Raw genomic sequence first — 24,402 nt, forward strand, 5'->3', positions numbered from 1 at the left:
AGCCGCTCTGGCGACAGGCGGCCCTGCTGCACGGCCTCCAGGATTGCGTCGATGGCCGCGTAGGCGTTCTCCGGCATCAGCACCAGATCCGCCCCGGCGACCAGGGCCAGCACGGCGGCCTCGGCCCCGCCGGTGCGGGCCGCAATCGCCTCCATCACCAGGGCGTCGGTCACGATCAGGCCCTCGAAGCCCAGCTCCTGGCGCAGCAGTCCGTCCAGGACGGCCGGCGACAGGGTGGCAGGCTGCTCCCTGTCCAGCTCGCTCAGCAGCAGGTGGGCGGTCATCACCGAGGCCACTCCAGCGGCGATCGCGGCCCGGAAAGGCGGCAACTCCACCTGCTCCAGCCGGGCGCGCTCGTGGTCGAGGCGGGGCAGTTCCAGATGGGAATCCTCGGCCGTGTCGCCGTGCCCCGGGAAGTGCTTGGCGCAGCAGAGCACCCCCTCGGCCTGGGCGCCGCGCAGGAAGGCCGTGGCCAGGGCCGCCGCGGTGGCGGGATCCTCCCCCCAGGCGCGCAGGTTGATCACCGGGTTGGCGGGATTGTTGTTGACATCGCACACCGGCGCCAGCACCCAGTTGAGGCCCAGCTCCCGGGCTTCGGCGCCCGTGCAGCGGCCATAGCGCTCGGCAAGCTCCTCGGCTCGCCCTGGCTCCCGCTGGTAGAGGCGACCCAGAGTGAGGGGTGGTGCCAACCAGCTGGCCCCCTCGAAGCGCTGCCCCACCCCCTCTTCCACGTCGGCGCAGAGCAGCAGTGGCTGGCCTGACCAGGCCTGGAGCTGGCGGCAGCGCAGACCCAGCTCGGCGGCGCTGCCGCCCAGCAGGATCACGCCCCCCACCCCCTCAGCCAGAAGGCGCCGCAGGGTGGCGTTGTCGAGCTCCCAGCGGGGATAGCGCCGCTGATCGTCGCTGAGGTGGCCGCTGCAGCGCACCACCAGCAGCTCGGCCACCAGGCGCCGCAGGTCCTGCTCCGTGGCCGTTCCAGCGCCAGCCCCGGCCGCCGTCATGGCGCAGTGCCGTTCTGGTCCTCGGGGGCCTCAGTCAAGGGTGGCTCACTGTCTTTGCTCAGCCGTTCTTCCCCAAGGCGGTTCAGCAGACTCAGCACCGTGGTCCCGCGTTCGAGGCCACGATCCAGTTGGAACACCACCTCGGGTGTTCGGCGCATCTTCAGCCGGCGGCCCAGTTCGCCTTTCACGTAGGCCGCGGCCGACTGCAGGCCGGCCATCGCCTGGATGCGGTCGTCGTCGCTGCCGAACACGCTCACGAAGATCTTGCAGTGCTGCAGATCGCCGGCCACATCCACATGGGTGACGCTCACCATGCCCTGGCTGACCCGTTCGTCTTTGATGCCCGTGATCAGGAGCTCGCTGATTTCGCGGCGGATCAGGGCCGCCACCCGTTCCACCCGTCGGCCCTGTGCCATGGCTATGCCAGAGGTGCTGTGGTCACCATCGCACGCAGCACCAGGCCCAGACTGAGCAGGCCGCTGATCAGGGCCCCCACCAGGGCCACCGCCGTGACCGGATTGCTGCGTCGCCGTGCCAGCGGCTCCACCACCGAATTGATCACCCCGAGGCTGAAGGCGATCAGATAACGCGGGTACCGCGTTACGTTCACGAAAAAGTCCTTCATGGCCGCCGTGCACCGCGCTCGCAGGTGCTCGCTACTCTGCCGCCCGGAGGTTGGCTCTGTCGCATTCCGGCCGCGGATCCCTCCCGCCGCATCCCGCCAGTCCCCCTTGCCCCCGGAGTCACCGCCGATGGAACTGCATCAGTTCAGACATTCGGCCTTCTGCGAGAAGGTGCGCCTGATCCTGGCGGCCAAGGGTCTCGATTACACCGTTGTGGAGGTGACGCCAGGCCTTGGCCAGCTGGAGGTGTTCCGCCTCTCGGGTCAGCGGCAGGTGCCGGTGCTGGTGGATGGCGGTGAGGTGATAGCCGATTCCACTGCCATCGCCCTGCATCTGGAGGATCGCTACCCCACGCCGGCCCTGCAACCCGTCGATCCGGTCGAGCGGGCCCGCCTCTGGCTTCTGGAAGACTGGGCCGATACCGCCCTGTCCGCAGGCTGTCGCCTCGCCCTGGTGCAGGCCGCCGCCGCCGATCCGGTCTTGCGCACGGCCCTGCTGCCGGATCGGTTGCCCGGCCCGCTGCGCAGCCTGGTGGGTGCCCTGCCGTCCGAGGCCCTCTCCTCCCTCACCGGTGCTGTTGGCGAGGCGATCGCCGGTGAGGCGATGCAGCAATTGCGCCGCAACCTCGAGCAGCTCGCCCTGCTGGTGGAGTCCACTCCCTATCTGGTGGGCGATGCTCTGTCCATTGCGGATCTGGCCGTGGCGGCCCAGCTGTCGCTGCTGAAGTTCCCCGCCAGCGCCGGAGCACCCCTGGCGGGCCGTGGCGTCACCGGTATCGCCGACAACCCCCTGCTGGAGCCCCTGTTCAGCTGGCGGGACCGGATTGTGGCAGCAGCGGGACGAGCCTGAGCTCGTACTGGGCGAGGCTCCTGGGGCTGGCCATCAGGCCCTCGGTCGGGGAGGGGTAGGTGGCCAGCCATTGCTCGCCCCTGATGGTTCCATCCGCTTCAAGCTGGTAGTGGCTCAGCACCTCCACCCGGCTGACCCTGGGTGCCGCCTCACCATGCAGCACCTGCAGGCTGAGTTCGTCGGCCAGCAACTGGTCGGGTGGCAAGGTCAGCACCTGCCGACCGATCACGCGGGTTTCCAGCAGGGATCCGTCGCGCAGGCGGGCCAGCTGGCGGTTCGGGTTCGCGGGGTCGTCTTCCACGCTGACCAGACGATGGCCCAGCACTGCCCGGCCGATCGCAGCGGCGTTCGCGGCCCGGGCGCCCACGATGCGGCCCCGGCGATCGGCGATGAAGTCGACGCGGTAGTGCAGCGGTGGCTCCTGGGCTGGCCCCGCAGGCGCTGCGGTGTCGCCCTCAAGGCTGTGGCTGGTCACCTCCCAGGCTCCCGCAAACCAGTGGGGATAGATCAGGTCGCCTCGCCCCGGCCGCGGCAGGGTGACCGGCAGCCGCCACTGCGGCCAGCTGCTCAGGCGCTCCTGCACAACCGTTCCAGGGGCGGCTGCGACCGGCAAAGCCAGCAGGATCGCCAGGATGGTGCCCAGCAGCGTTGCGGCCATGTCTGATCCCCTGATGCGGGAGCTTGATCATTACGTGGTGCTCGAGCCGGGGCGGCCTCAGGAGATCCTTGATGTGGGCGCCGCGTTGGGTTGGTTGGCGGCCCACCTCGAGCGTCTGCCTGCGGTCCCAGAGGATCTGGCCGGCCTCGCCGATGCCCGGGCCCAGGCGGAACGCCTGCTCGACACCGCCTGCGAGTTGGAGCTGGCACCGGGGCTGGCGATCCAGTGGTTCGCGGTGCGTCTGGAGCCCGGCGGCCACCGGTGAGCCGTGGTCGGCTGAGCGGTGGTCAGTTGAGCGAGGAAGTGATAGCTCCGTCGCCGTTGATCAGCGTCAGTGGTTCGCTGGGGCCGGCCTGGCGTTCCTTGAGGATCGAGGGGAGCCCGTCCAGCACCTGGAGCGCCACCTGCTCCGGGGGGCCGCTGCCCTGCACGATGTGCAGATCGGCCTGGGCATAGAGGGGGCGGCGCTGCTCCAGCAACTCCCGCAGCCGTCCGTGCGGGTCGGGGCCGGCCATCAGCGGGCGCGGGGTGGGGTCGGCGCTGAGCCTCTGCAACAGCACCGCATCGGCGGCATCCAGCCACACCACAACCCCCTGGTGCAGGTGGCCCCAGTTCTCCGGCCGTGTCACGGCGCCGCCGCCGGTGGCCACCACCAGGGAGTGCCAGCTGGCGATGCGATCGAGCACTGCGGTTTCCAGGGCACGGAACCCCGCCTCCCCCTCCTGCTCGAAGATCGCCGGAATCGGCTGGCCGGCCACCTGTTCGATCGTGGTGTCGGCATCGAGGAAGCGGTAGCCGAGCGCCGCGGCCAGGGGCCTGCCCACCGCGCTCTTGCCCGCGCCCATCATCCCCACCAGATAGATGTTGATCCCCTCCAGCCGGCGGGCGAGGGAGCGGTGGGTGGTGCGATCGGCAGCTTCCCTGCTGATGTCTGAAGTAGAGCCCCTGAATCCGTCACGGCCATCGGATCCGGAGGAAGCGGCGGGGGGCATGGGCGGCGGGCGTCGAGCGCGGCAGTGCTTGGGATCCGGTTTCTAGGATGCACGCTCTACACAGGCATGGGCGAAAATGGCTACCGGCTTGCGTGCGCCCACCCTGGCCCCACCGGAGTCGGCTGCGCTGCGGCCGGCGTCTGCGGCATCCGTGCCCGCTGGAACGGCCTGCCCCCACGGCCGGGGCCGCCCCTGTGTGATCACACGGCGGGCCACCTTCAGTGCCAGCCACCGCTACTGGTTGCCGGAACTGGATGCGGCCACCAACCAGGAGCGCTTCGGTCCCTGCAGCATCGCCCCCGGCCATGGCCATAACTACGAGCTGGTGGTGGCCATGGGTGGCGATCTCGACGCCGATGGCATGGTGCTCAATCTCTCGGATGTGAAGCACGCCATCCGCCGTGAGGTGACCGGACAGCTCGACTTCCGCTACCTCAACGAGGTCTGGCCGGAGTTCGATCTCTCCACCCCAGCCGGTTGTCTGCCGACCACCGAAGCCCTGGTGCGGGCGATCTGGACCCGCCTGGCCCCCCATCTGCCCCTGATGGGGCTGCGCCTCTACGAAACCGCCAACCTCTGGGCCGACGTGATCGGCGACACCATGGAAGCCTTCCTCTCGATCCGCACCCATTTCGCCGCCGCCCATCGCCTGGCCCGCCCCGAGCTTTCCCAGGCGGAGAACGAGGCGATCTACGGCAAGTGCGCCCGGCCCCATGGCCATGGCCACAACTACCTGCTGGATGTGACCGTGCGCGGCAGCATCGACCCCCGCACCGGCATGGTCTGCGATCTGGCGGAGCTCCAGACCCTGGTCCAGGACCTGGTGGTCGAGCCCTTCGATCACACCTTCCTCAACAAGGACGTGTCCCACTTCGCCGCCTGCGTGCCCACCGCCGAGAACATCGCGCTGCATATCTGCGATCTTCTGGCGTCACCGATCGCCGCCACCGGCGCCTGCCTGCACAAGGTCCGCCTGCAGGAGAGCCCCAACAACGCCGCCGAGGTGTTTGCCGAAACCGCCCAGCTGGGCATGCTGCCCCGTGGGCTTGAGGTGCTGGCGGCGGCCTGAGGCCTGTCGCCGTGGTTGCCCTGTCGCCTGGCCGGAGCCGACCACTGCTGAGGCTGGTGCTGGCCGTGAGCCTGGATGGACGGCTGGCGCCGGCAGCGGGAGGTGCGGCCCAGATCGGCGGCCGCGGCGATCGGCGGGTGCTGGAAGAGTCGCTGGCCTGGGCAGACGGCTGCCTGATCGGCGCCGAGACGTTGCGGCACCACGGCACCACCTGCCTGATCCGCCAGGCCGACCTGCTGGCCCAGCGCGCTGCCGCCGGCCGTGAGCCCCAGCCCCTGGCGGTGGTGGTGAGCCGCAGTGGTGTTGTGGAGGCCGGTCTGCCTTTTTTTGCCCAGCCCCTGCGGCGTTGGCGGCTGGATCCTGGTGGCGATCCGGCCGGCCTGGCGGCTGGTCCTGGTGCCCCCGCCGGGGATCGAGCCTCCGCGCCCGCTGGTTTTGAGCGCCAGCTGTGTTGTGGCGGCTGGCAGGAGGCGTTGGAGCAGCTGGCGTTGGCCGGCCTGGAGCGGCTGGTGGTGCTGGGCGGCGCACGGCTGGTGGCCTCCCTTGTGGCCGAAGGCTGGCTCGATGAACTGCAGCTCACCCTGTGCCCCCAGCTCCTGGGGGGGGCGCACAGCTGGTTGCCGGCGACATCGCCGGTGATGGATGCGCTGCAGCGCGGCTGGAGGCTGCAGGAGCAGCGCCTGCTTGAGGACAGCGAGCTGCTGCTGCGTTATGACCGCCCCGGCCTTGGTGGCGATCGCGCGTAGGGCGTGCCGTTCAGGGCGTACGGCTTCGGTCTTTGCCTGTCCCCGCGCTCTGACCGAAGCGTTTGGCCAGCTCCTCCAGCGGCACCTCCTGCAGGCTTTCGGGTTTCAGTCCCAGCAGACGGGCCAGGCAGCGTTTCACCACCCATTCGCTGTCGTCGCCGAAGCGGCCCTGCACCAGTTCGCTGACCACGCCGAGGCTGCGGCCACTGCGGTCGGTCTCTTCGATCAGGCAGGCACTGGTGGGCCCGGCCAGCTGGCGGCAGGGATCCTTCAGTCTGCGGGCCAGATCGCTCTGCCCTCCAGAGGCGGTCTCCACACAGACCCGGGCGAGCCGCTCCTCCAGCTGCGGTTTCATCATCATCAGCAGCGGCCGGGCCAGGCCAGCCCGGGCCGGTGGCGCTGCGCCCAGCCCGCCCAGGCCACCCAGCAGTGCGGCGGCCAGGGGCAGCAGCAGGGATCGGTGCGATCGTCGCTGGGGCTGGTGCATGACAGACCGCCGTGGCTGGAACAGTCCCGTTAGTTTTGCGCCCGAACACTCGCCACCGCGGCCCGCTCCATGGCTGAGTTGCACGCCCGCTGGCACCAGTCGATGGCGGAGCTGCCTTCCGAACAGTGGCAGGCGCTGGTGGGCCAGCACCTGCCGTTCTATGGCTGGGACTGGCTGCATCAGCTCGAGGCCAGCGGCAGCATCGTGCCGCGCCAGGGCTGGCAGCCCTGTCACCTGTGTCTGTGGCGCGGCGACCTGCTGGTGGCGGTGGCACCGCTCTATCTCAAGGGGCACAGCTATGGCGAATTCGTCTTCGACCAGGCCTTCGCACGCCTCGCCGACGACCTGGGGCTGCGCTACTACCCCAAGCTCGTGGGCATGAGTCCGGTGAGCCCGGTGCAGGGCTATCGCTTCTGGTTCGCCCCCGACGAGGACGCCGCGGCACTGACCGGGTTGATGCTGGAGCTGATCGACGCGTTCTGCCGCCGCAATCATCTGCTCAGCTGCAACTTTCTCTATGTCGATCCCGCCTGGCAGCCCCTGGCCGAGGCGGCCGGCTGCGCCACCTGGATCAATCAGCAGAGCCTCTGGCACAACCCCGGCTATCGCAGCTTTGCTGATTACCTGGCCAGCTTCAACGCCAACCAGCGCCGCAACATCAAGCGGGAACGCAAGGCTGTCGCCAGTGCGGGGCTTCAGGTCACGCCTCTGGTGGGGGCGGAGATTCCCCCCCGGATGGTGGGGCGGATGCACGACTTCTATGCCCAGCACTGCAGTCGCTGGGGGCCATGGGGCAGCAAGTACCTCACCGAGGCGTTCTTCACGGCGGCGGCTGAGCAGTTGCGGCAGCATCTGGTGCTGTTCAGTGCACACCGCGGTGATCCCTCGGAGCCGGTGGCGATGTCGCTGTGCGTGCGCTCCGAGCAGGAGCTCTGGGGTCGCTACTGGGGCAGTGATGTGGACCTCGACAATCTTCACTTTGAGGTCTGTTACTACGCGCCGATTGAATGGGCGATCGCCCAGGGCATCCGCAGCTTCGATCCCGGTGCGGGGGGCAGCCACAAGCGTCGTCGCGGTTTCCTGGCCGAGCCGCGGGCCAGCCTGCACCGCTGGAGTGATCCCCGCTTCGACACGATGCTGCGCCAGTGGCTGCCCCGGGCCAATGCGTTGATGCGCGAGGAGATCGAAGCGATCAATGCGGAGTTGCCCTTCAGTGCGACTCCGCTGCCTCTCGACCAGCGGGCGGCTTAACTTGGAGCCATGGTTCTGTTTTCCCCCGCCAGCGCCGCCGATCAGCGCCGCAGCCTGGATGAGCAGCTCTCGCAGCGCCAGATCGCACTGGATCCGGCCGGTTATTTCCTGATCAAGCTGGATGCCGAGGCCGGTGAATTGGTTGCCGAGCACTACGGCAACGGCATCAATGACCAGGGGCTGGCCACCGATCCGGAAAGCGGGGAGGTGTTGAGTTGCCGAGGCGCCGGTCCCCATGCCCCCCTGGCGGTGTTCCGGGGCCGCACGGCCAAGGAGCTGGGTGTGGCTCTCACCGAGGGGCCTGGGCCCCATCCGCTCAGCCGTCTGGATCATGCCCTGTATCTCGGGCGTGAACTGCAGAAAGCGGAAGCCTGCCTGCTACAGGGAATCCCCTACATCCAGGACTGAGCGTCAGCCAGGCCGTGCGTCAGTCAGGCAGTGAATGAGCCAGACACTGCTGTCTTCAAGCAGGCTGCAGCTGACGATCGGCCACCTGGCTGCGCGGCGGTTCGGGGGGAAGGGCCGAGAGCTGGTCCTGAATTTCCCGGGTCACCACCTCGCGATATTCCTGGAAGTGCTCGTTGTGGGCCAGGGTGACGAGGAACTGTTCGAGGTTGTCCGGGTTGCAGCGGGCGATCTTGACAATGGAGCGCCAGAAACGGAAGCGGGTGTCCCGCTGAAAGCCCTGACGCCAGATCACGATCAGCAGGGCACGCACATCGGTCCAGGTGGGGAGGGAGGCCTTGCCGAAGGCTGCGGCCTTCACATATTGCTGCCAGCGTGGTTTGCCCACCTTGGTGTAGTAATGCGTCACCCGATCGATGTAGGCGTTCGGCTCGTAGAGACGGCAGAACGCATCCACATATTCGTTGGCGATGTCGCGGATCGGCCGGGTGGGCACGAAGTTGAGCAGGTTGGTCTGGTTCACACCCTTGGCGTCGGCCTTTTCCTGGATCAGCCGATTTTCCTTCTCAAGGCGATGCCAGAGCCCGGTATTGGGCAGGGCCTGCAACATGCCCATCATCGCGGCGGGGATGCCGGTGCGGCTCACGAACGTCACGATCCGATCGCCTGCGCCCTTCTTCTCACCGTCGAAGCCGATGATGAACCCTGCCATCACCCGGATGCCATAGGACGTGATCCGGTCGACGGATTCCTCCAGGGAACTGCGGGTGTTCTGGTGCTTGCCGGCGATCGAGAGGCTGGCCTCATCGGGGGTTTCGATGCCGAGGAAGACCGAATCAAAGCGGGATTCGGCCATCATCAGCATCATTTCGTCGTCCGAGGCCAGGTCGACCGACGCTTCAGTGGCAAAGCTGAAGGGATAGCCATGCTCGATCTGCCACTGCTTCAGAGCAGGCAAGAGCAGCTTGGCGTTGCGCTTGTTGCCGATGAAGTTGTCGTCCACCAGGAAGATGGAGCGGCGCCAACCCAGGTCGTAGAGATATTGGAGCTCGGCGATCAGCTGCTGCGGTGTTTTGGTGCGCGGCTTGCGGCCGTAAAGCACGATGATGTCGCAGAACTCGCACTGGAACGGACAGCCCCGCGAGAACTGAACGCTCATCGAGTCGTAGGCATCGAGCTCGAGCAGGTCGAAGCGGGGAATCGGCGTGCCCGTCACATCCGGCTTTTCCCCCTCGGAGCTGAAGCGACCTCTGGATTCACCCCGCTCGATCGCTTCGATGAACAGAGGCAGGGTGATCTCACCTTCATCCAGCACCTTGTAGTCGGCCAGCTGCAGCTCGGGTGCATCCGGAGTGGAGCTCGCAAAGGGCCCGCCAACCGCCACGGGCAGTCCCCGGGCCTTGGCCTTGGCGATCTGGGCGGCCATGTCTGCCTTCTGGACGATCATCCCGGAGATGATCACCAGTTCAGCCCAGGCCCATTCGGCCTCGCTCACCTCGCGCACATTGCGGTCGACCAGCTTCATCTCCCACGTCTGGGGGAGCAGGGCTGCCACGGTGACCATGCCCAGGGGGGGCAGCAGCACCTTGCGATTCACCAGCTCGAGAATCTTCTCGTAGCTCCAGAAGGTTTTGGGAAATTCCGGGTAGATGAACAGGGTGCGCATGCTCGGCGGGGGAAGGAGGTGTGGATAAGGTGCTTGCGCAGTCGGCGTCCGGGTCGCCTGGTCAATGGTGCTGGCCACCCTAGGTGCATCCAGCTGGGAGCGCCGATCTCGGGCCTTCTGCTGTAATGGCACCCAAACGCTTCAATCACGGCCATGGGTGCGGCAATCTATCTGGGTCTGGTCGGTGGTGGCCTTGCTGCCGCGTTCATCGCCGCCGTGGTGCTGCGCGGCATCCGGCTGATCTGATCCGCCTGAGCTGAACCCTGCGCGTCAATCGACGGGTGGTGGAATGCGCAGGCCGGCGCGCTGGGTCAGTTCCCAGAGCCCCAGCAGCACGCCGATGCCACCCAGCCAGGCAAAGGTGGCGGCCAGCCCGATGGTCATCGACAATCCGGCGGCGATCAGCCCGCTGAGGCCGCCGCCACCGAGGAAGGCGATCTGACCCAGGCCGGCCATCCGGCCGCGCAGCACCATCGGGCTGCCCACCTGGCTGATCAGATTCACCCCGGCCAGCAGCGATGCGGTCCCGGCGCCGATCACCCACGCCATGGCCAGTGCAAAGCCGGTGGATGTGCTGACGCCCATGCCCACCTGGGCCGCTCCGGTGGCCAGCACACACGCCCCCATCAGCAGGGCGGGGCGTTGGCTGAGCCAGCTGCTGTTCCGCTGCAGCACCACCCCTCCGCAGATGCTGCCGGCCGCCAGAACGCTGGTGAACAGGCCCAGGGCCTGGGGTGATGGGCCGAGGATCTCCGCTGCCATCAAGGGGGCCAGGCCAGGGTGGAAGAAGCCCGCCAGGCAGGCCAGGGCGGTGAAGCCGAGCACGTGCCGCAGGGGACGGCCGCAGTCCTTCCACGCGCTGATCAGGCTGGCTTTCTGACCCGGTCGGCTGCGCTGTTCCATCGCCCGGTTGGGCCGCAGCAGCCAGACCACGGTCGCAATCGGCAGCAGGTAGGTGGCGGCATCGATGGTCAGGGCCGCCAGGGGGCCGGTGGCCGCCACCAGCCAGCCCCCCACGGGCGGGCCCACCAGCTTGCCCACGTTGAACACCACCGAGAAACTGGTGATGTAGCGGGCCAGCTGGCCGGGATGGTCGACCACGAGGGCGCAGTACTTGTTGCGGGCCGTGAGTTCGAAGGAACTGGCGATTCCGGCCAGCATGGTGCTGAGCATCAGCAGCACCACCTGCATCGTGCCGGTCTGCAGCGGAATCGCCAGGGCGCCGAGGGTGCCGGCCAGAAACAGTCCCCACTGGGCGCGGATCAGCACCGTTTCGCAGCCGAGCCGATCGGTGAGCACCCCGGCCGGCCCGCTCACCAGCAGGCTGGGCAGGGCCAGCACGGCGAAGTGTAGGGCCAGCACCATGGGGTTGCCGGTGCCCTGCATCAGGATCCAGCCCTTGGCGGTGAGTCCGGCAAAGGATCCGGCGGTGCTCACGCCCGAGGCGATCAGGAAGGTGGTGCGCTGATGGCGGTGCAGCGTCTCCAGCAGGCCAGCTGGATCGTGTCCCGGGGGCTCAGGGGGCCGCCCGGACGCCCGGCTCGCCGCCGGAAGAACGGCCCGGGGTGCCTGGCTGGAGCTCTCCCTAAGGCTCAAGCGCCGCTCCGGTGGGCGGCGAGGGCGTCGCCCACCATGGCCCTGGCTCCTACAACTTCGCCCTCCAGGTCGTAGATGTCTGCCGCGGTGATCCGGACCGGCACCATGGTTCCCGGAGCGGCGCACAGACCCCCCACGCCTGGCCTCACCCGCACCTCGCCGTCCACCTCGGGGGCGTAGCGGGCGCAGCGGCCGAGCATCTCACCGGTGGATGGATTCTCCTGCTCGATCAGCACGTCCACGATCCGGCCCACCCAGGCGGCATTGCGCTCGGCAGAGATCGGTTGCTGCAGGGCCATCAGCCGGTCCTTGCGCTCCTGGGCAAGCTCGGGAGGCACCGGGTTGGGCAGGGACGCGGCGGCGGTGCCCTCCTCCGGGGAGAAGGTGAACACGCCCACGTGGTCAAAGCGTTGCGCGGCCACGAAGTCGAGCAGGTGCTGGAACTGTTCCTCGGTTTCACCGGGGAAGCCCACGATGAAGGTGGTGCGCAGCACGGCTTCGGGCAGCTGCTCGCGGATCCGTTGCAGCAGGCCCGCGGTCACATCGGCCTGCCAGGGGCGATTCATCGCCCGCAGCACCTCCGGGTGGCTGTGCTGCAGCGGCAGATCCAGGTAGGGCAGCACGTTGGGAACCTCCCGGTAGGCCGCCAGCACCTCGGGGGTGAGGCCGGTGGGATAGGCGTAATGCACCCGGATCCAGGGGATCTCCACCTCGCCCAGGGCCCGCAGCAGCTCGGCCAGCTGGGGTTTGCCGTAGAGATCCAGGCCGTAATTGGTGGTGATCTGGCTGATCAGCACCAGCTCCTGCACCCCCTGAGCGGCCAGCTGCCGGGCCTCGGCCACGATCGATTCGATCGGCCGCGACCGCTGGTCGCCGCGCAGCTTCGGGATGATGCAGAAGGCGCAGCGGTAGTCGCAGCCCTCCGCCACCTTGAGGTAGGCCACCGCCTCGGAGGTGGTGCGGTAGCGGGGCAGATGTTCATCACCCACGAAGGTGGGGACGGCGCTCACCTGGTTCACCCGCTCGCCGGCTTCCACCCGCTCCAGCACGCTGACGATGTGCTGATAGTCGCCGGTGCCCACAATCGCTTTGGCCTCCGGCAGGCTCTCGAGCAGTTCCTCCTGGAAGTGCTGGGCCAGGCAGCCGGCGATGATCAGTTCCTTGCCCTGTTCCGCCAGTTCCACCAGGGTGCGCACCGATTCCTCGCGGGCGTCCTGGATGAAACTGCAGGTGTTGACCACCACCACGCTGGCCTCGCTTTCATCGGCACTCACGCCGTAGCCGGCCTGGGCCAGCAGGCCGAGCATGTGCTCGGTATCCACCCGGTTCTTCTCGCAGCCCAGGTGGGCGAAGGCCACGGTCTTCCGGCTGGACTGGCTTGGCGGGGACATGGAGGTCGCTGGGTTCAGGGTGGGCCGGATGGTTGAGAGATGGGCCAATCCACCACCCTATGCAATGGGAGAGGGTGTCAGGGGCCTTCGGCGCGCCGCCGCAGGACTGCCACAATTCCGTCAGCGCTTTCTGCCCCCGTGACGTCGAGTCTTCTCAGCAGTCGCCTCAGCAGCCGGCGGCCCAGCGAGCCCAGCCGGCGCTGGGTGTGGGTGGTGATGGCCGTGCTGGCCACCGTTGGCGTGATCGATACCGGCTCCATCACCCTGAAGCGGTGGGGGCTGCTCGGACCTTTGGTTTGCCCGGGGGGCGCCGAGGGTTGCGACAAGGTGCTCAACAGCGCCTGGGGCACCGTGCTGGGTCAGCCCCTGTCATTGCTGGGCTTCTTCGCCTATTCCAGCGTGCTGGTGCTGGCGGTGCTGGCGTTGGTGCTGCGCGGCGATCTGCGGAGCCGGTTATTGCCGGTCGGTCGCTGGGGACTGTTCCTGATCGCCACGGGCATGGCGGTGTTCAGCCTGCTGCTGCTGGGGCTGATGGTGTTCAAGATCCAGGCTTTCTGCTTTTTCTGTCTGCTGTCGGCCAGCCTCAGCCTGGCTCTGTGCGTCTTCAGCCTGCTGCAGGGGGGCTGGGAAGACCGGGGCCAGCTGCTCTTCCGTGGGGTGCTGGTGGCCTTGGTCGTGGCCCTTGTAGGCCTGGGCTGGGCGGCGTCTGTGGATCGGCCCGCCGCCGTCGACACCCGTGGCACTCCGCCAGCCGTCATCGCCGCCAGCACGCCGGAGTCCATTGCCCTGGCTGAACATCTCACCGCCACGGGCGCCGTGATGTACTCCGCCTACTGGTGCCCCCATTGCCATGAGCAGAAGGAGCTGTTCGGCAAGGAGGCCACCACCAAGCTGAAGGTGATCGAATGCGCCGCCGATGGCAAGAACAGTCAGAAGGAGCTGTGCGACAGCAAGAATCTGGAAGGTTTCCCCAGCTGGGAGATCAAGGGCAAGCTCGATTCCGGTGTCAAGTCGCTGGAGCAGCTCAAACTGATCAGCGGTTTCTCGAACTGATCAGGGGCTGAATCCGTCTGGATGAACAGCGCCTGCAGTCGTCTGAGGTTCAGGGCTGCGTTTCAAGGCTTCAGCTCAGTGCGATGGCCTGCCTGCTGGGGCATCCACGTGCTCACCGGTGCTGTGCAGCTCCGCTGTCCACGTTGACGGGATTCACCAGCTGCCCCACCGGAGCTGTCTGCACCGGATGCCCCAACCTCTGGACGCTGTGGCGTTGCCAGAAGGGCTGGGGCGCAGGAACATCGGTGCGGAAGTGGCCGCCACGGCTTTCCTGGCGAAACAGGGCCGCCTCGATCAGCCGTTCGGCCAGCACCAGCCGCTGCTGCAGGTTCTGGCCACGCTGCAGGGCGGCAGCGGCACTCGGTTCGAGGCCGAGCCGATCGCCTGGCTCCAGATGGGCCAAGCGCGCATCCAGGGAGCCGGAGGGCCAGAGCCCGGCCCGTTCCTGCACCCAGGCCAGGGCGCGTCGGAGACCGCTGCCGCTGCGCTCAACCCCGGCCTCCTGCCAGCAGAGCCGCCGCAGTGCCTGGATGCGCGCTCGCAACACATCCGGATCGGGCAGCGTCAACCCTGGTGCCAAGGCTTCCAGGCTGAACCGGCGCCCATGGGCGGTGATCGGGGCCGTGGCCCCGTCTGAATCCGCGGGCTGGAGTTGCCTCAGCTGCCGGGCAAACACCAGGCATTCCATCAGGGAATTGCTGGCCAGGCGGTTGGCGCCGTGGACGCCGGTGCAGGCCACCTCTCCCACCGCATAGAGCCCGGGCAGGCTGGTGGCGGCCTCCAGGTCGGTGGCCACGCCTCCCATCCAGTAGTGGGCGGCCGGCGCCACGGGGATCGGGTTCCGGGTCGGCTCCAGGCCCAGTTCGCGGCAGCGCCGCAGAATCGTGGGGAACTGTCGTTCCAACCGTTCGCCGCCCACTGGGCGTAGATCCAGCCAGAGATGGTCGGTGCGCAGCTCCCGCATCCGCCTGGCAAGGGCACGGCTCACCTGGTCGCGCGGGGCCAGATCGCCGCCACTGAGCCCGGCCACCGGACTGGCCCCAGCGCCATCAAGCAGCCGGCCCCCTTCGCCACGGACGGCCTCCGAGATCAGGAAGTGGGGAGCATCCGGCAGCATCAGGGCGGTGGGGTGGAACTGCACGAACTCCAGGTCCCGCAGTTCCGCCCCGGCCCGCCAGGCCATGGCGACGCCATCGCCACTCGACTGCGACGGGTTGGTGGTGTGGGCAAACAGGTGGCCACCGCCGCCACAGGCCAGCACCACAGCCCCGCTGCGGATCCAGCCCAGCTCCTGCTGGTGCAGGACCTGCAGCCCCCGGCATCGGCCGGCGGAAACCCATAGCTGCAGCGCCACGGCTCCTTTGAGGCAGCAGAGCCCCGGTCGCTGCAGGGCCCTCCGCTCCAGGGCTTCCACCAGGGCGCCACCGGTGCGGTCCTGGGCATGCAGCACGCGCCGATGGCTGTGGGCGGCCTCCAGGGTGGTGCTGAGCTCGGCGCCATGGCGGTCGAAGGCCATGTCCAGGCTGAGCAGGCGTTCGACGCAGGCTGGGGCCTGGCGCACCAGCAGCTCCACCGCCGCGGGATCACAGAGGCCGGCACCGGCCTTCAGGGTGTCGGCGATGTGACTGGCGAAGCTGTCATCCGGCCGGGTCACGGCGGCGATTCCACCCTGGGCCCAGCGGCTGGCAGAGCGGGGCTCGCTGTCTTTACTGAGCAGCAGCACCCTCAGCTCAGGCGGCAATTCCAGGCAGGCCATCAGGCCGGCGGCGCCGCTGCCGACCACGACCACGTCCCAGGAGCGTTGGAAGGGCGACCGCTCGCTCGAATCGTCTGCTTGCGTCACGGCATCGCCCATGAAAAAAGCCGCCGGGAGGGCCCGACGGCTTTCACCTGAGGCTGATGGTAAGGCTCAGCGGTAGACGCCGTCATTGATGCGATCGAAGCCTTCATTCAAGGCGATCGAGGGCGGGGTCACGGTGAAGTTGTCCTTGTACTTGTCGAACAGTTCCTTCTGGCGTTCGGTCAGATCCAGCTGAAGAACGTCGTCGACGCTCTCGTAGGGACCTCCCAACACGATTTTGCCAGCCAGGGTCGGATACATGCCGGGATACTGCTGGAAGCGGCGCACTGAAGCATTGTTGAGATCAACTTTGCCCGCAGACTCGGCGATCTTGTCGTCGGCCACATTGCGCAGCTCATCGGCCCAGGCTGCGGGGGGCAGCACCAGCGAAGCCATCAGCCCGATCATGGCAACCCCGCCCATCAGCCAGGCAACCAGCCGTTTCATCTCCACTCTCCGTTGAATACGGGACATTGAATCTGGGACCTGAGGCGACAGAAAGCCGCCAGGCCAACAACGTTACAGATCTCTCCTTCCGCCAACCCCGATGGGGCCGGTGGCTTTTGCAGAACTTCAGCTTTGCCTGGCGCCGGAGGCCTGGGGCCAGCCGGCTCAGACCAGACCCGAGACATGGGGGGCGAGCAGCGCCGCCAACAGAAACAGCCCATCAACCACCAGCGTGGTGAGCAGGCTTGAGGCGGCCACTCGCCAGGCCGTGCCCCGCTGCCAGATCTGACGGCAAAGCAACCCGATCGCAACGGCCGCCAGCAGCACAGTGCAGAGGGGCAGTGGCTGAAGCACCTGGCGGGCTGCGTCCTGCAGCAGCAGCGGGGCCTGCTCCGGACTGGCCTGCAGCACGATCGTCCAATGGGCCATGACTCCCGTCAGGGCCATCACGGCATCGGTGGCGGCGGTGCCGAGCAGGGATCCGAGATAGAAGGCACAGGCCAGCCGCCAGCGACCGGCCAGGCCGGTCAGGGCCAGCGGCAGGGCGAAGGCCTCAATCGGCAGATGCCAGAGCGGGTGGAGGCGGCACCAGCCCCAGAACAGGGAGCCGGCCAGCCAGCTGCCGCTGAACCCCACCAGCAGGGCGCCGGCCTGGCTCGATCGTTCCTGCGCCTGACGTTCCAGCACCAGGCCCACAAGGAGCAGGACGCCGGTGAACAGGGCCGAGCTGGCCGGGGCGACACGCACCCAGGGAGCCTGCAGAAACACCGGCAAACTCACCAGCAGGGCCGCCAGCCAGGGCGCAGACATGGCCTGGATGGAAGCCAGACCAGGCCTCCGTGGCTCGGGGCGCTCCAGACTCCGCAGCAACGGGATCAGGCTGAGGGGACCCACGCCGGAGGGGGATTGCAGGCTGGAGGGAACCCCGATCACCAAGGATGTGAAGAAAGTTGGCCAACCTTAAAGGTGAAGCCGCCCCCGGTGAGGGGCTGCTGGCCGCCATAGGGTCGGCATTGGTGCTCGTCTTCCTGCATGGCCTTCTCCGGCATGGCTTTCGGCGGCATGCCCTTCGGCGTCGCTGTCGACCCCGCCGGGGCCGGCGCCCTCGACCTCTGGACCGCCTGCTGGCATGCGCTGGTGCTCGGGGTGGTGCAGGGACTCACGGAATTTCTGCCGATCAGCAGCACCGCCCATCTCAAGGTGGTTCCTGTCCTGCTGGGCTGGGGAGATCCCGGTGTCGCCGTGACGGCGGTGATTCAGCTCGGCAGCATCGCGGCGGTGCTCGCCTACTTCCGCGATGACCTCCGGACCGTGGTCCTTGGAATGGTCGAGGCCAGCCGCCGCCGCGATTGGAGCGATCCTTCCGCCCGACTGGGGGTGGCGATTCTGGTCGGCACCGTGCCGATCGTTGTGGCGGGTCTCTCGATCAAGCGCTTCTGGCCGGGCTACGAGACATCCGTGCTGCGCAGCCTTCCCTCGATCGCCATCGTTTCGATCGTGATGGCCCTGCTGCTCGCCCTGGCCGAGCTGCTCGGCCGCCGCCGCCGCACCATCGACGACACCTTCCCCCGCGATGGTCTCGTGGTGGGACTTGCCCAGGCCCTGGCGTTGATTCCCGGTGTCTCCCGCTCCGGCAGCACCCTCACTGCCGCCCTGTTCGATGGCTGGCAGAGGCCTGCCGCCGCGCGCTTTTCCTTCCTGCTCGGCATCCCGGCCATCACCCTGGCGGGCCTGGCCGAGATCAAGGGCGCCCTGTCGGCGCCGGCCGGTGGCGGTCTGGTGCCGATGCTGCTGGGCATTCTCTCGGCGGCCCTGGTCTCCTGGTTGGCGATCGCCTGGTTGCTGCGTTTCCTGCAGCGCCACAGCACCTGGATTTTCGTGGGGTATCGGCTGCTGTTCGGTCTGTTTCTGCTGCAGTGGGTGTCTCGCTCCGGTTTCTGAACACTGCTCTCTGGGGCAGGTTTGCTCCGCTGCCCCAACCTTCTGACCCCTACCCCCTGGATTGAGTCGTGTGGACTGAACTGAGTGCCGAGGCCACTGCGGCGGCCAGGGAGCGAGAGCCTGCAGCTGTCGCCGGTGAGATCGGCGGGATTCCGGGCCGCCAGCCGATGCCTGCGGAGGTGGCCAGCGTCGAGCCCGGCTCGATTGCCGAGGAGCTTGGCTTCCAGCCGGGGGATCGCCTGGTCAGCATCAACGGGGTTCGGCCGCGGGATCTGATCGATGTGCAGTTTCTCTGCGGTGACGAGGACCTGGCCCTTGAGGTGCTCGATCCCGATGGAACCAGACATCTCGTGGAGTTGGAGAAGGACGCCGACGAGGGGCTGGGCCTGGGCTTCACCGAAGCGCTGTTCGATGGCCTGCGCCAGTGCAATAACCACTGCCCCTTCTGCTTCATCGATCAGCAGCCGCCAGGCCGGCGCGACAGCCTCTATCTCAAGGACGACGACTACCGGCTCAGCTTTCTTTACGGCTCCTATCTGACGCTCACCAACCTCACGGCCGCTGATTGGCAGCGGATCGAGCAGCAGCGCCTCTCGCCTCTCTACGTCTCGGTGCATGCCACCGATCCGGAGCTGCGCAGTCGCCTGCTGATCAATCCTCGCGCCGCTCTGCTGCCGCAGCAGCTGAGCTGGTTTGCCGAGCGGCAGTTGCAGATCCACGCCCAGGTGGTGGTCTGCCCTGGTCTCAACGATGGCGATGCCCTGGAGCGCACCCTGCGGGATCTGGCTGGTTTCGCCGCCGGCGACTGGCCTGCCGTGCTCTCCGCCGCTGTTGTGCCGGTGGGGTTGACCCGCTTTCGGCCGGCTGGGGATTCGCTCGTGCCGGTGGATCGGGCCTGTGCCCGGGCTGTGATCGAGCGGCTGGAGCCCCTGCAGCGCGAGTTCGCTGGCCGGCTGGGCAGCCGCTTTGCCTGGCTCTCGGATGAGTGGTATCTGATCGCCGGCTTGCCCCTGCCGCCAAGGGCCACCTACGAAGATCTGCCCCAACAGGAAAACGGCGTCGGCAGTATCCGCGCTTTTCTTGAGCAGCTCGATGCCGCCACCACGGCCCTGCCGGCGGCGGTGACCCCCGCCCGTCACTACAGCTGGGTGGTGGGCAAGCTCGTGGCCGAGGCCCTGCAGCCGGTGGTGAAGCGGCTCAATGCCGTCGCGGGGCTCACTCTGACCTTGCACGGCCTCCCCAGCCCCTACTGGGGCCAGGATCAGGTGGTCACCGGGCTGCTCACCGGCTCGGATCTGCTCGACGGCGTGGCGGATCGACCCCTCGGCCAGGCGCTGCTGCTGCCGAGGGTGATGCTGCGCCAGGGCGAGCCGGTCTTCCTCGATGACATGACCCTTGATGAGCTGTCGGCCCGGCTGCCGGTGCCGGTCCATCTGCTGGAAGGGGCGGACGATCTGGTGTCCGTCTGCCTCGGCAATCCGGTGGGAGCTGCTTAAGCTGCGGCCGACGGATTGGATTGGACAGACGGCGTGACGCGCTCCTTGCTCCTGCGTGCAGTTCTCATCGCCACTGTAGGCCTCCCTGCAGGGGCTTCGGTGGCGCATGCGGAGTCACAGTCTGCGGCGGCTGCACCGCCCTCGACCTCGATCGCTGCTGGTGGGAGTCCCCCGGGGTCTGCGACGGATGCTGCGCTGGCTGGGGAGCCTGTTTCGGCCGTTGACACCGTTCCGTCCGAACAGACAGGCGATCCGGTGGTTCAAGCCCAGCCCGAGCCCCTGCCGCTGGCACCGGATGTCAAGGGTCCGCGGCCCAAGTCCGATCCCTCTGTCTTGCCTCCGGCCGCGACCACCCTTGATCCGGCCCTTCAGCCCCTGGCGGCCCCTGAATCCCTCGGCCTGCCGATCAAGACCGATCAGGTCCGCATCAACGAGCTCCGGCCCCTCGGACTCGGCGACGTGGAGCAGCTGGCGGAGGTCAACAATCCCAACCTCAAGGCCCTGGCCAGCCAGGTGGAGCAGGCCCAGTCGAATCTGCGCGCCCAGATCGCTCTGTGGTACCCGAATCTCAACCTCAACGCCGGCGCCCTGCCCACCTACACCGGCGGCCAGCAGTACAGCTCCGGCATCACCGGCACGGGCGAGGAGAGGGGCAACACAATTACCAGCATCTGGAACATGGAGGCCAGCCTCCAGGCCACCTGGTCCCTGATCAACCCCACCAGGGTGCCCCAGATCGCCGCAGCCCGCGACCAGTTTGAGCAGGCCAAGAACCAGTACCTGATCGGCCTGCGAGACCTCAGATTGCAGGCGGCACAGGCCTATTTCGATCTGCAGGAATCCGATGAACAGGTGCGCATCGGCCAGGAGTCGGTGCGGGCCTCTGTGGTGAGCCTGAGAGACGCCCGGGCCCGGTTCCAGGCTGGTGTGGCCACCAAGCTGGAGGTGCTGGAGGCCGAGACCCAGCTGGCCCGCGACCAGCAGCTGCTCACCGCTTCCCTGTCTGCCCAGTCGATCGCTCGCCGCACCCTGGCCTCCCTGCTGGATCTTCCCCAGACCGTGACCCCTACGGCGAAGGATCCGGCTCGGGTGCTCGGCACCTGGCTACCGTCCCTTCAGGAGAGCATCATTGCGGCTTATGCCTTCCGCGAGGAACTCGATCAGGCTCTGCTGGACATCTCGATCGCCAACAGCCGTGCCAACGCCCAGCTTGGCGAAGTCCAGCCCTTCCTCAACATTGTCAATACGTTGCGGGCTGGTCGCTCCAGCGGCTACCAGTTTGTGACACAGCCGATCCCGAACGAGATCGGTTGGAACGTGGATAACAGCATTGGCCTCAACCTCAGCTGGAATCTCTTCGATGGGGGCCGCGCTCGTGCTCTTTACCGGCAACAGAAGCAGGTAGCGGAGGAGAGCCGCTTCCGGTTCGCTCAGCAGCGTGATTCGATTCGTCAGGAAGTGGAAGTCAGCTTTTACGAGCTGCAGAAGAATAACCGCAATATCCTCACCACAACCCGCGAGGTTGTCTCCGCTCGGGAGGCACTTCGCCTGGCCCGTCTCCGCTTCCAGGCCGGTGTGACGACCCAGCGGGAAGTTGTTGATAACCAGCGCGACCTCACCAACGCCGAAGTTCGCTACGCCAGTGCCATCAGCGATTACAACCGCAGACTGGCCGAGATGAGGCGCCGCACCGGCCTCGATCAGATTGCACTCTGCAAGCCCCAGGCTCTGCCCGCTGAGAAGCCAAGCAACACCGGCGAGATTGTCGTTCCTGTGGAACCACAGCCGCTAGAGCCGGCCTGTGCCTTCAACGCCAATCCGGTCAATTGAGTCGTTTCCCCTGAGTCATGGCCTCGGCCGCTCCGCCCCTTTCGCCGCTCCGTTGGATCGATGTGCTCCGGCTGAGCCTCTTCCAGGGCTGCGTTGGGGCCATGGCGGCGGTGTTTGTGGGGATGCTGAATCGGGTGATGATCACCGAGCTGGCCTTGCCGGCCCTGCTGGTGGGAGGCGCCCTGGCGTGTGAGCAGTTTGTGGCGCCCAGTCGTGTGCTGTTCGGCCACCTCTCCGACAACCACCCGATCGCCGGTCGCCACCGACTGCCCTACATCCTTCTGGGGGCGGTTCTGTTCAGCCTTCTCGCCCTGCTCTCAGTACCGCTGGTCTTCCATACCGCCCGCCTGCTCGACGGTGGCATCGGACTGACGGCAGGGTTTTCGATCGCCGCCATCGCCGGTCTGTTCGCCCTGTACGGGCTGGCTGTCTCCATGGCCACCACCCCCTATCTCGCCCTGGTGATCGATCGCACCACCGAAAGCCAGCGGCCCCGTGCGGTGAGCCTGCTGTGGTGCATGCTCACGGTGGGGATCATCGTGGCCTCGATCGCGATCCGCCTCTCCCTGCGCTCCCTTGATGGGGTCACCGATCCTTCGGTGCTCGAGCCGGTCCTGGCCGGATTCATGCAGCGTCTGGTGCTGGTGGTGCTGGCCCTCACCCTGCTGGCCATCGCCGGCATGGAGCCTGCTCGGCTTCCCCAGAGCGTGGCGTCATCGCGCGACGGTGCCATCACCCTGGCTCAGTCCTGGGCCCTGATCACCTCCAGCCGTCAGGTGGCCGTGTTCTTTGGCTTCCTCGTGCTGTTCACCCTGGCTCTGTTCATCCAGGACCCCATCCTCGAGAGCTTCGGGGGTGAGGTGTTCTCCATGCCGATCTCCGCCACGGCCCTGCTCACCACCTTCTGGGGGGTCGGTACCCTGCTGGGGCTTGTGATGGCGGGACTCTGGGTGGTGCCGAGATTGGGCAAGCTGCCTACGGCCCGGCTTGGCTGTCAGCTGATCCTGCTCAGCCTTCTTCTCCTGATGGTCAGTGGCGTGCTGGGCCAGGTGGCCTTTCTGAAGGTTGTGATGCTGATCTTCGGCCTGGCATCCGGCATCGCCACCAACAGCGCCCTCTGTCTGATGCTCGATCTCACCCTTCCCCAGGCCGCCGGCACATTTGTGGGGGTCTGGGGTCTGGCCCAGGCTCTCTCCCGTGCCCTGGGCAAGTTGGTGGGTGGTGGTCTGCTCGATCTGGGTCGGTTGCTGTTTCCTGGCGCTCCTGCCCTGGCGCCGTACCTGCTGGTCTTCGGGATCGAAGCGCTGGTGGCCTTTGCCGCCATCCTGTTGCTGAGTCGCGTCAATCTGCGCCAGTTCAGGGAAGATACGGGACGAAGCCTGAGCAGGGTGCTCGCTCTGGAGCTCGGATGACCGCATCCCCCGTCCTCTCCTCTCACCTTGATCCGGCCCTTGATGCCTTGGTCGATCGGGTGGCAGACCGGCAGCGGCGGGATTTCGGGCACATGGCGTCTGATCTGAAGGCCGACGGCACCCTGATCACGGCGTGTGATCGCTGGAGCGATGCCACCTTGGTGGAAGGCCTGCAGCGGATCTATCCCGAGGATGGAGTCCTCAGTGAGGAGGGCCGTCAGATCGTTCCTGACACCCCGAGTTTCTGGGTTGTGGATCCGCTGGATGGCACCACAAACTTTGCCGCCGGCATCCCGTACTGGGCGATTTCGCTGGCCCGATTCGAGCGGGGCCGCCCCGTGCTGGCGGTGCTGGATGTCCCCCCGTTGCGTCAGCGCATCGTGGCGATCCGGGGCGAGGGAGCCTGGCGCAATGGCAAGCGGCTGGAGCCGCCTTCCTTGCAGGCCCGCACGGCGGGCTGTGCGTCTCTGTGCAGTCGATCGATCGGGGTGCTGCAGAAGCTGCCGAATCTCCGCTTCCCCGGCAAGATCCGCCTGCTGGGGGTCGCGAGCCTCAACCTGGTGAGTGTGGCCATGGGGCAGACCGTGGCGGCGCTGGAAGCCACCCCGAAGCTCTGGGACCTTGCCGCGGCCTGGCTGGTGCTGGATGAATTGGCCTGCCCGCTCCGCTGGCTCGATGCGGAGCCCCAGTTGCTCAAGATCGGCAGCGACCAGGCCACCCAGGACTATCCGGTGCTGGCCGCGGACAGCGAAGAGAGTCTGGAGAGATTCCTCCCGTGGGCTGAAGCCCTGCTGGATTGATCTTCTCTTGCAGACCCTCTGCCTGGCCCCGGTGCTGGTGGTGCTGAGCCTGGCGGGCTGAAGCTGCCCGCGGCCCCATCAGTGGGAGCTTGCGCAATCGAAGGTGTATGGGGTATGGTTTTAGACTGCGCAGCACACCGGGAGCGAGAGCACCGGTGGAAACGCAGAGTCTTCGGTGCTGCGAGGCACTGAGGGCGAGTGCCGTTTGCCTGCAAGGGTGGAGGGTGCGTGCTTACGACGAAGGAGGCGCGAGCCACCGGTGTTGTAGGTTTCCTGAGTCGCTGAGAGGCGACGCGCCGAAACGACCCGGAGCCGAGAGGCCAAGGGAGTGGAGGCAGCACCTGGACAATTGAAAAGTTTAGGAACTGACGCTTCTACCGCGTCATTCTGATCGGATCGAACGGTTCTGAGTTCGCAGTGGACCAGCCTTGTGCTGGCGCCAGTGTGGAGTCAAAGCCCGTTTGATGCGGTGTCGAGGATGACGAAACGAGCGGTAGAGGTGTGAGGTCCCGTCAAACATTTTAAGCGACGGGAACCTGCAGTGATGTGGTGCTGCCTTGAGGTCTCACGCCTTGGGTCAGAACTGGGTGAAAACCAGCTGTGGGTGACTGAAGCGAACCGGATCTGAGATCTGGGAAAGTCACGGGATTGTGAAGCGAACCGAAAGGAAAGAACCATGAGGAGAGATCCAAATGGAGAAGTCCAGAAGGAAGGCTAAATAATTGTGTGCACTCTCGAACCCTTTCGGTCAGTCGAAAGGTGGTCCCAACTGAAGACTGTGCGCCAGTGCAGGATTTGGGTGAGCGACAAACTTCTCTGCGATGAAAGCTCAAGCGAAAGTTTAGAGCT

Annotated in this window: 25 protein-coding genes; 13 read left to right on the forward strand and 12 right to left on the reverse strand. The window is 67.1% G+C overall.

What is annotated here, in order from left to right:
• The 3 genes from VB716_RS10695 to VB716_RS10705 all read right to left on the reverse strand — a co-directional run.
• Nucleotides 1-1,001: glycoside hydrolase family 3 N-terminal domain-containing protein (locus VB716_RS10695; protein ID WP_323270458.1), on the reverse strand; the 1,001-nt coding region annotated here is incomplete at its 3' end.
• Complete coding sequence (rbfA, locus tag VB716_RS10700) at nt 998-1,417, reverse strand: 30S ribosome-binding factor RbfA (RefSeq protein WP_197170785.1); 420 nt, start codon at nt 1,415-1,417, stop codon at nt 998-1,000. The genes VB716_RS10695 and rbfA, both read right to left, overlap by 4 nt.
• A 2-nt stretch (nt 1,418-1,419) precedes the next feature.
• On the reverse strand, nt 1,420-1,626 hold the full coding sequence (locus VB716_RS10705; protein WP_197158619.1) for a DUF751 family protein: 207 nt from the start codon (nt 1,624-1,626) through the stop codon (nt 1,420-1,422).
• Between the two features lie 127 nt (nt 1,627-1,753).
• Between VB716_RS10705 and VB716_RS10710 the strand changes: the two genes are divergently transcribed.
• Entirely contained in the window at nt 1,754-2,473 is a 720-nt protein-coding gene (locus VB716_RS10710) for a glutathione S-transferase family protein (RefSeq protein ID WP_197159060.1), read from the forward strand.
• Here the strand turns inward: VB716_RS10710 and VB716_RS10715 are convergent.
• Nucleotides 2,430-3,131 (reverse strand): DUF6816 family protein, encoded by a 702-nt coding sequence (locus VB716_RS10715; protein WP_322758263.1) that lies wholly within the window; start codon nt 3,129-3,131, stop codon nt 2,430-2,432. The two genes, VB716_RS10710 and VB716_RS10715, sit on opposite strands and share 44 nt — an antisense overlap.
• On the opposite strand from VB716_RS10715, the gene VB716_RS10720 reads away from it, so the two are divergent.
• Entirely contained in the window at nt 3,130-3,396 is a 267-nt protein-coding gene (locus tag VB716_RS10720) for a chlororespiratory reduction protein 7 (RefSeq protein WP_197158621.1), read from the forward strand. The two genes, VB716_RS10715 and VB716_RS10720, sit on opposite strands and share 2 nt — an antisense overlap.
• Nucleotides 3,397-3,418: 22 nt before the next feature.
• Here the strand turns inward: VB716_RS10720 and VB716_RS10725 are convergent, their stop codons facing one another.
• On the reverse strand, nt 3,419-4,123 hold the full coding sequence (locus tag VB716_RS10725) for a shikimate kinase (protein ID WP_322758264.1): 705 nt from the start codon (nt 4,121-4,123) through the stop codon (nt 3,419-3,421).
• Nucleotides 4,124-4,319: 196 nt separating this feature from the next.
• On the opposite strand from VB716_RS10725, the gene VB716_RS10730 reads away from it, so the two are divergent.
• On the forward strand, nt 4,320-5,192 hold the full coding sequence (locus tag VB716_RS10730) for a 6-carboxytetrahydropterin synthase (protein WP_231605596.1): 873 nt from the start codon (nt 4,320-4,322) through the stop codon (nt 5,190-5,192).
• 11 nt (nt 5,193-5,203) lie between these two features.
• Complete coding sequence (locus tag VB716_RS10735) at nt 5,204-5,938, forward strand: RibD family protein (protein WP_323270459.1); 735 nt, start codon at nt 5,204-5,206, stop codon at nt 5,936-5,938.
• Nucleotides 5,939-5,948: 10 nt separating this feature from the next.
• Here the strand turns inward: VB716_RS10735 and VB716_RS10740 are convergent, their stop codons facing one another.
• A complete protein-coding gene (locus tag VB716_RS10740) occupies nt 5,949-6,425 on the reverse strand; it encodes a hypothetical protein (protein ID WP_231605540.1) in 477 nt (158 codons plus the stop codon).
• 69 nt (nt 6,426-6,494) lie between these two features.
• Here VB716_RS10740 and VB716_RS10745 point away from each other — a divergent pair, with 69 nt between their 5' ends.
• Both VB716_RS10745 and VB716_RS10750 read left to right on the forward strand, forming a co-directional pair.
• On the forward strand, nt 6,495-7,676 hold the full coding sequence (locus tag VB716_RS10745) for a GNAT family N-acetyltransferase (protein ID WP_323250091.1): 1,182 nt from the start codon (nt 6,495-6,497) through the stop codon (nt 7,674-7,676).
• Nucleotides 7,677-7,685: 9 nt separating this feature from the next.
• Complete coding sequence (locus tag VB716_RS10750) at nt 7,686-8,084, forward strand: DUF4346 domain-containing protein (RefSeq protein WP_197158625.1); 399 nt, start codon at nt 7,686-7,688, stop codon at nt 8,082-8,084.
• Nucleotides 8,085-8,139: 55 nt separating this feature from the next.
• Here VB716_RS10750 and VB716_RS10755 read toward each other — a convergent pair whose 3' ends face one another.
• Nucleotides 8,140-9,747: a B12-binding domain-containing radical SAM protein gene (locus VB716_RS10755; protein WP_197158626.1), complete on the reverse strand. Its 1,608-nt coding sequence runs from the start codon at nt 9,745-9,747 to the stop codon at nt 8,140-8,142.
• Nucleotides 9,748-9,900: 153 nt separating this feature from the next.
• Here VB716_RS10755 and VB716_RS10760 point away from each other — a divergent pair, with 153 nt between their 5' ends.
• Nucleotides 9,901-9,993 (forward strand): cytochrome B6, encoded by a 93-nt coding sequence (locus tag VB716_RS10760; protein WP_197158627.1) that lies wholly within the window; start codon nt 9,901-9,903, stop codon nt 9,991-9,993.
• Nucleotides 9,994-10,017: 24 nt separating this feature from the next.
• On the opposite strand, the gene VB716_RS10765 is transcribed toward VB716_RS10760, so the two are convergent.
• Nucleotides 10,018-11,238: an MFS transporter gene (locus tag VB716_RS10765; protein WP_323270466.1), complete on the reverse strand. Its 1,221-nt coding sequence runs from the start codon at nt 11,236-11,238 to the stop codon at nt 10,018-10,020.
• Nucleotides 11,239-11,339: 101 nt separating this feature from the next.
• On the reverse strand, nt 11,340-12,734 hold the full coding sequence (gene rimO, locus VB716_RS10770) for a 30S ribosomal protein S12 methylthiotransferase RimO (protein ID WP_197158628.1): 1,395 nt from the start codon (nt 12,732-12,734) through the stop codon (nt 11,340-11,342).
• 138 nt (nt 12,735-12,872) lie between these two features.
• On the opposite strand from rimO, the gene VB716_RS10775 reads away from it, so the two are divergent.
• Entirely contained in the window at nt 12,873-13,787 is a 915-nt protein-coding gene (locus tag VB716_RS10775; protein WP_323270460.1) for a vitamin K epoxide reductase family protein, read from the forward strand.
• Between the two features lie 112 nt (nt 13,788-13,899).
• Here the strand turns inward: VB716_RS10775 and nadB are convergent, their stop codons facing one another.
• The 3 genes from nadB to VB716_RS10790 form a co-directional block, all read right to left on the reverse strand.
• Entirely contained in the window at nt 13,900-15,642 is a 1,743-nt protein-coding gene (gene nadB, locus VB716_RS10780; protein WP_323270462.1) for an L-aspartate oxidase, read from the reverse strand.
• 54 nt (nt 15,643-15,696) lie between these two features.
• Entirely contained in the window at nt 15,697-16,074 is a 378-nt protein-coding gene (gene psbU, locus VB716_RS10785; protein WP_197158631.1) for a photosystem II complex extrinsic protein PsbU, read from the reverse strand.
• A 165-nt stretch (nt 16,075-16,239) separates the two neighbouring features.
• Nucleotides 16,240-16,884, reverse strand: a complete 645-nt coding sequence (locus VB716_RS10790) for a DUF3120 domain-containing protein (protein ID WP_197159064.1) — start codon at nt 16,882-16,884, stop codon at nt 16,240-16,242.
• Between the two features lie 252 nt (nt 16,885-17,136).
• Between VB716_RS10790 and VB716_RS10795 the strand changes: the two genes are divergently transcribed.
• The 5 genes from VB716_RS10795 (at nt 17,137) to VB716_RS10815 (ending at nt 23,553) form a co-directional block, all read left to right on the forward strand.
• Complete coding sequence (locus VB716_RS10795; RefSeq protein WP_197171926.1) at nt 17,137-18,015, forward strand: undecaprenyl-diphosphate phosphatase; 879 nt, start codon at nt 17,137-17,139, stop codon at nt 18,013-18,015.
• 68 nt (nt 18,016-18,083) lie between these two features.
• On the forward strand, nt 18,084-19,511 hold the full coding sequence (locus VB716_RS10800) for a TIGR03279 family radical SAM protein (protein ID WP_416238103.1): 1,428 nt from the start codon (nt 18,084-18,086) through the stop codon (nt 19,509-19,511).
• A gap of 255 nt (nt 19,512-19,766) precedes the next feature.
• Nucleotides 19,767-21,341: a TolC family protein gene (locus VB716_RS10805; RefSeq protein WP_322758271.1), complete on the forward strand. Its 1,575-nt coding sequence runs from the start codon at nt 19,767-19,769 to the stop codon at nt 21,339-21,341.
• A 17-nt stretch (nt 21,342-21,358) separates the two neighbouring features.
• Entirely contained in the window at nt 21,359-22,753 is a 1,395-nt protein-coding gene (locus VB716_RS10810; RefSeq protein ID WP_323270464.1) for a BCD family MFS transporter, read from the forward strand.
• Nucleotides 22,750-23,553, forward strand: coding sequence for an inositol monophosphatase family protein (locus VB716_RS10815; protein WP_197158633.1), 804 nt, complete (start codon nt 22,750-22,752; stop codon nt 23,551-23,553). The genes VB716_RS10810 and VB716_RS10815 overlap by 4 nt, the downstream gene beginning before the upstream one ends.
• Nucleotides 23,554-24,402: the final 849 nt, after the last annotated feature.

The sequence above is a fragment of the Synechococcus sp. CCY9201 genome, from assembly GCF_034931105.1.
Classification (GTDB): domain Bacteria; phylum Cyanobacteriota; class Cyanobacteriia; order PCC-6307; family Cyanobiaceae; genus CBW1002.

Bases quoted from the DNA above. Each gene is read 5' to 3' on its own strand.
- rbfA (WP_197170785.1), bottom strand. From the start codon at position 1,417: ATGGCACAGGGCCGACGGGTGGAACGGGTGGCGGCCCTGATCCGCCGC.
- VB716_RS10705 (WP_197158619.1), bottom strand. From the start codon at position 1,626: ATGAAGGACTTTTTCGTGAACGTAACGCGGTACCCGCGTTATCTGATC.
- VB716_RS10710 (WP_197159060.1), top strand. From the start codon at position 1,754: ATGGAACTGCATCAGTTCAGACATTCGGCCTTCTGCGAGAAGGTGCGC.
- VB716_RS10720 (WP_197158621.1), top strand. From the start codon at position 3,130: ATGTCTGATCCCCTGATGCGGGAGCTTGATCATTACGTGGTGCTCGAG.
- VB716_RS10715 (WP_322758263.1), bottom strand. From the start codon at position 3,131: ATGGCCGCAACGCTGCTGGGCACCATCCTGGCGATCCTGCTGGCTTTG.
- VB716_RS10725 (WP_322758264.1), bottom strand. From the start codon at position 4,123: ATGCCCCCCGCCGCTTCCTCCGGATCCGATGGCCGTGACGGATTCAGG.
- VB716_RS10740 (WP_231605540.1), bottom strand. From the start codon at position 6,425: ATGCACCAGCCCCAGCGACGATCGCACCGATCCCTGCTGCTGCCCCTG.
- VB716_RS10745 (WP_323250091.1), top strand. From the start codon at position 6,495: ATGGCTGAGTTGCACGCCCGCTGGCACCAGTCGATGGCGGAGCTGCCT.
- VB716_RS10750 (WP_197158625.1), top strand. From the start codon at position 7,686: ATGGTTCTGTTTTCCCCCGCCAGCGCCGCCGATCAGCGCCGCAGCCTG.
- VB716_RS10755 (WP_197158626.1), bottom strand. From the start codon at position 9,747: ATGCGCACCCTGTTCATCTACCCGGAATTTCCCAAAACCTTCTGGAGC.
- VB716_RS10760 (WP_197158627.1), top strand. From the start codon at position 9,901: ATGGGTGCGGCAATCTATCTGGGTCTGGTCGGTGGTGGCCTTGCTGCC.
- rimO (WP_197158628.1), bottom strand. From the start codon at position 12,734: ATGTCCCCGCCAAGCCAGTCCAGCCGGAAGACCGTGGCCTTCGCCCAC.
- nadB (WP_323270462.1), bottom strand. From the start codon at position 15,642: ATGGGCGATGCCGTGACGCAAGCAGACGATTCGAGCGAGCGGTCGCCC.
- psbU (WP_197158631.1), bottom strand. From the start codon at position 16,074: ATGAAACGGCTGGTTGCCTGGCTGATGGGCGGGGTTGCCATGATCGGG.
- VB716_RS10790 (WP_197159064.1), bottom strand. From the start codon at position 16,884: ATGTCTGCGCCCTGGCTGGCGGCCCTGCTGGTGAGTTTGCCGGTGTTT.
- VB716_RS10795 (WP_197171926.1), top strand. From the start codon at position 17,137: ATGCCCTTCGGCGTCGCTGTCGACCCCGCCGGGGCCGGCGCCCTCGAC.
- VB716_RS10810 (WP_323270464.1), top strand. From the start codon at position 21,359: ATGGCCTCGGCCGCTCCGCCCCTTTCGCCGCTCCGTTGGATCGATGTG.
- VB716_RS10815 (WP_197158633.1), top strand. From the start codon at position 22,750: ATGACCGCATCCCCCGTCCTCTCCTCTCACCTTGATCCGGCCCTTGAT.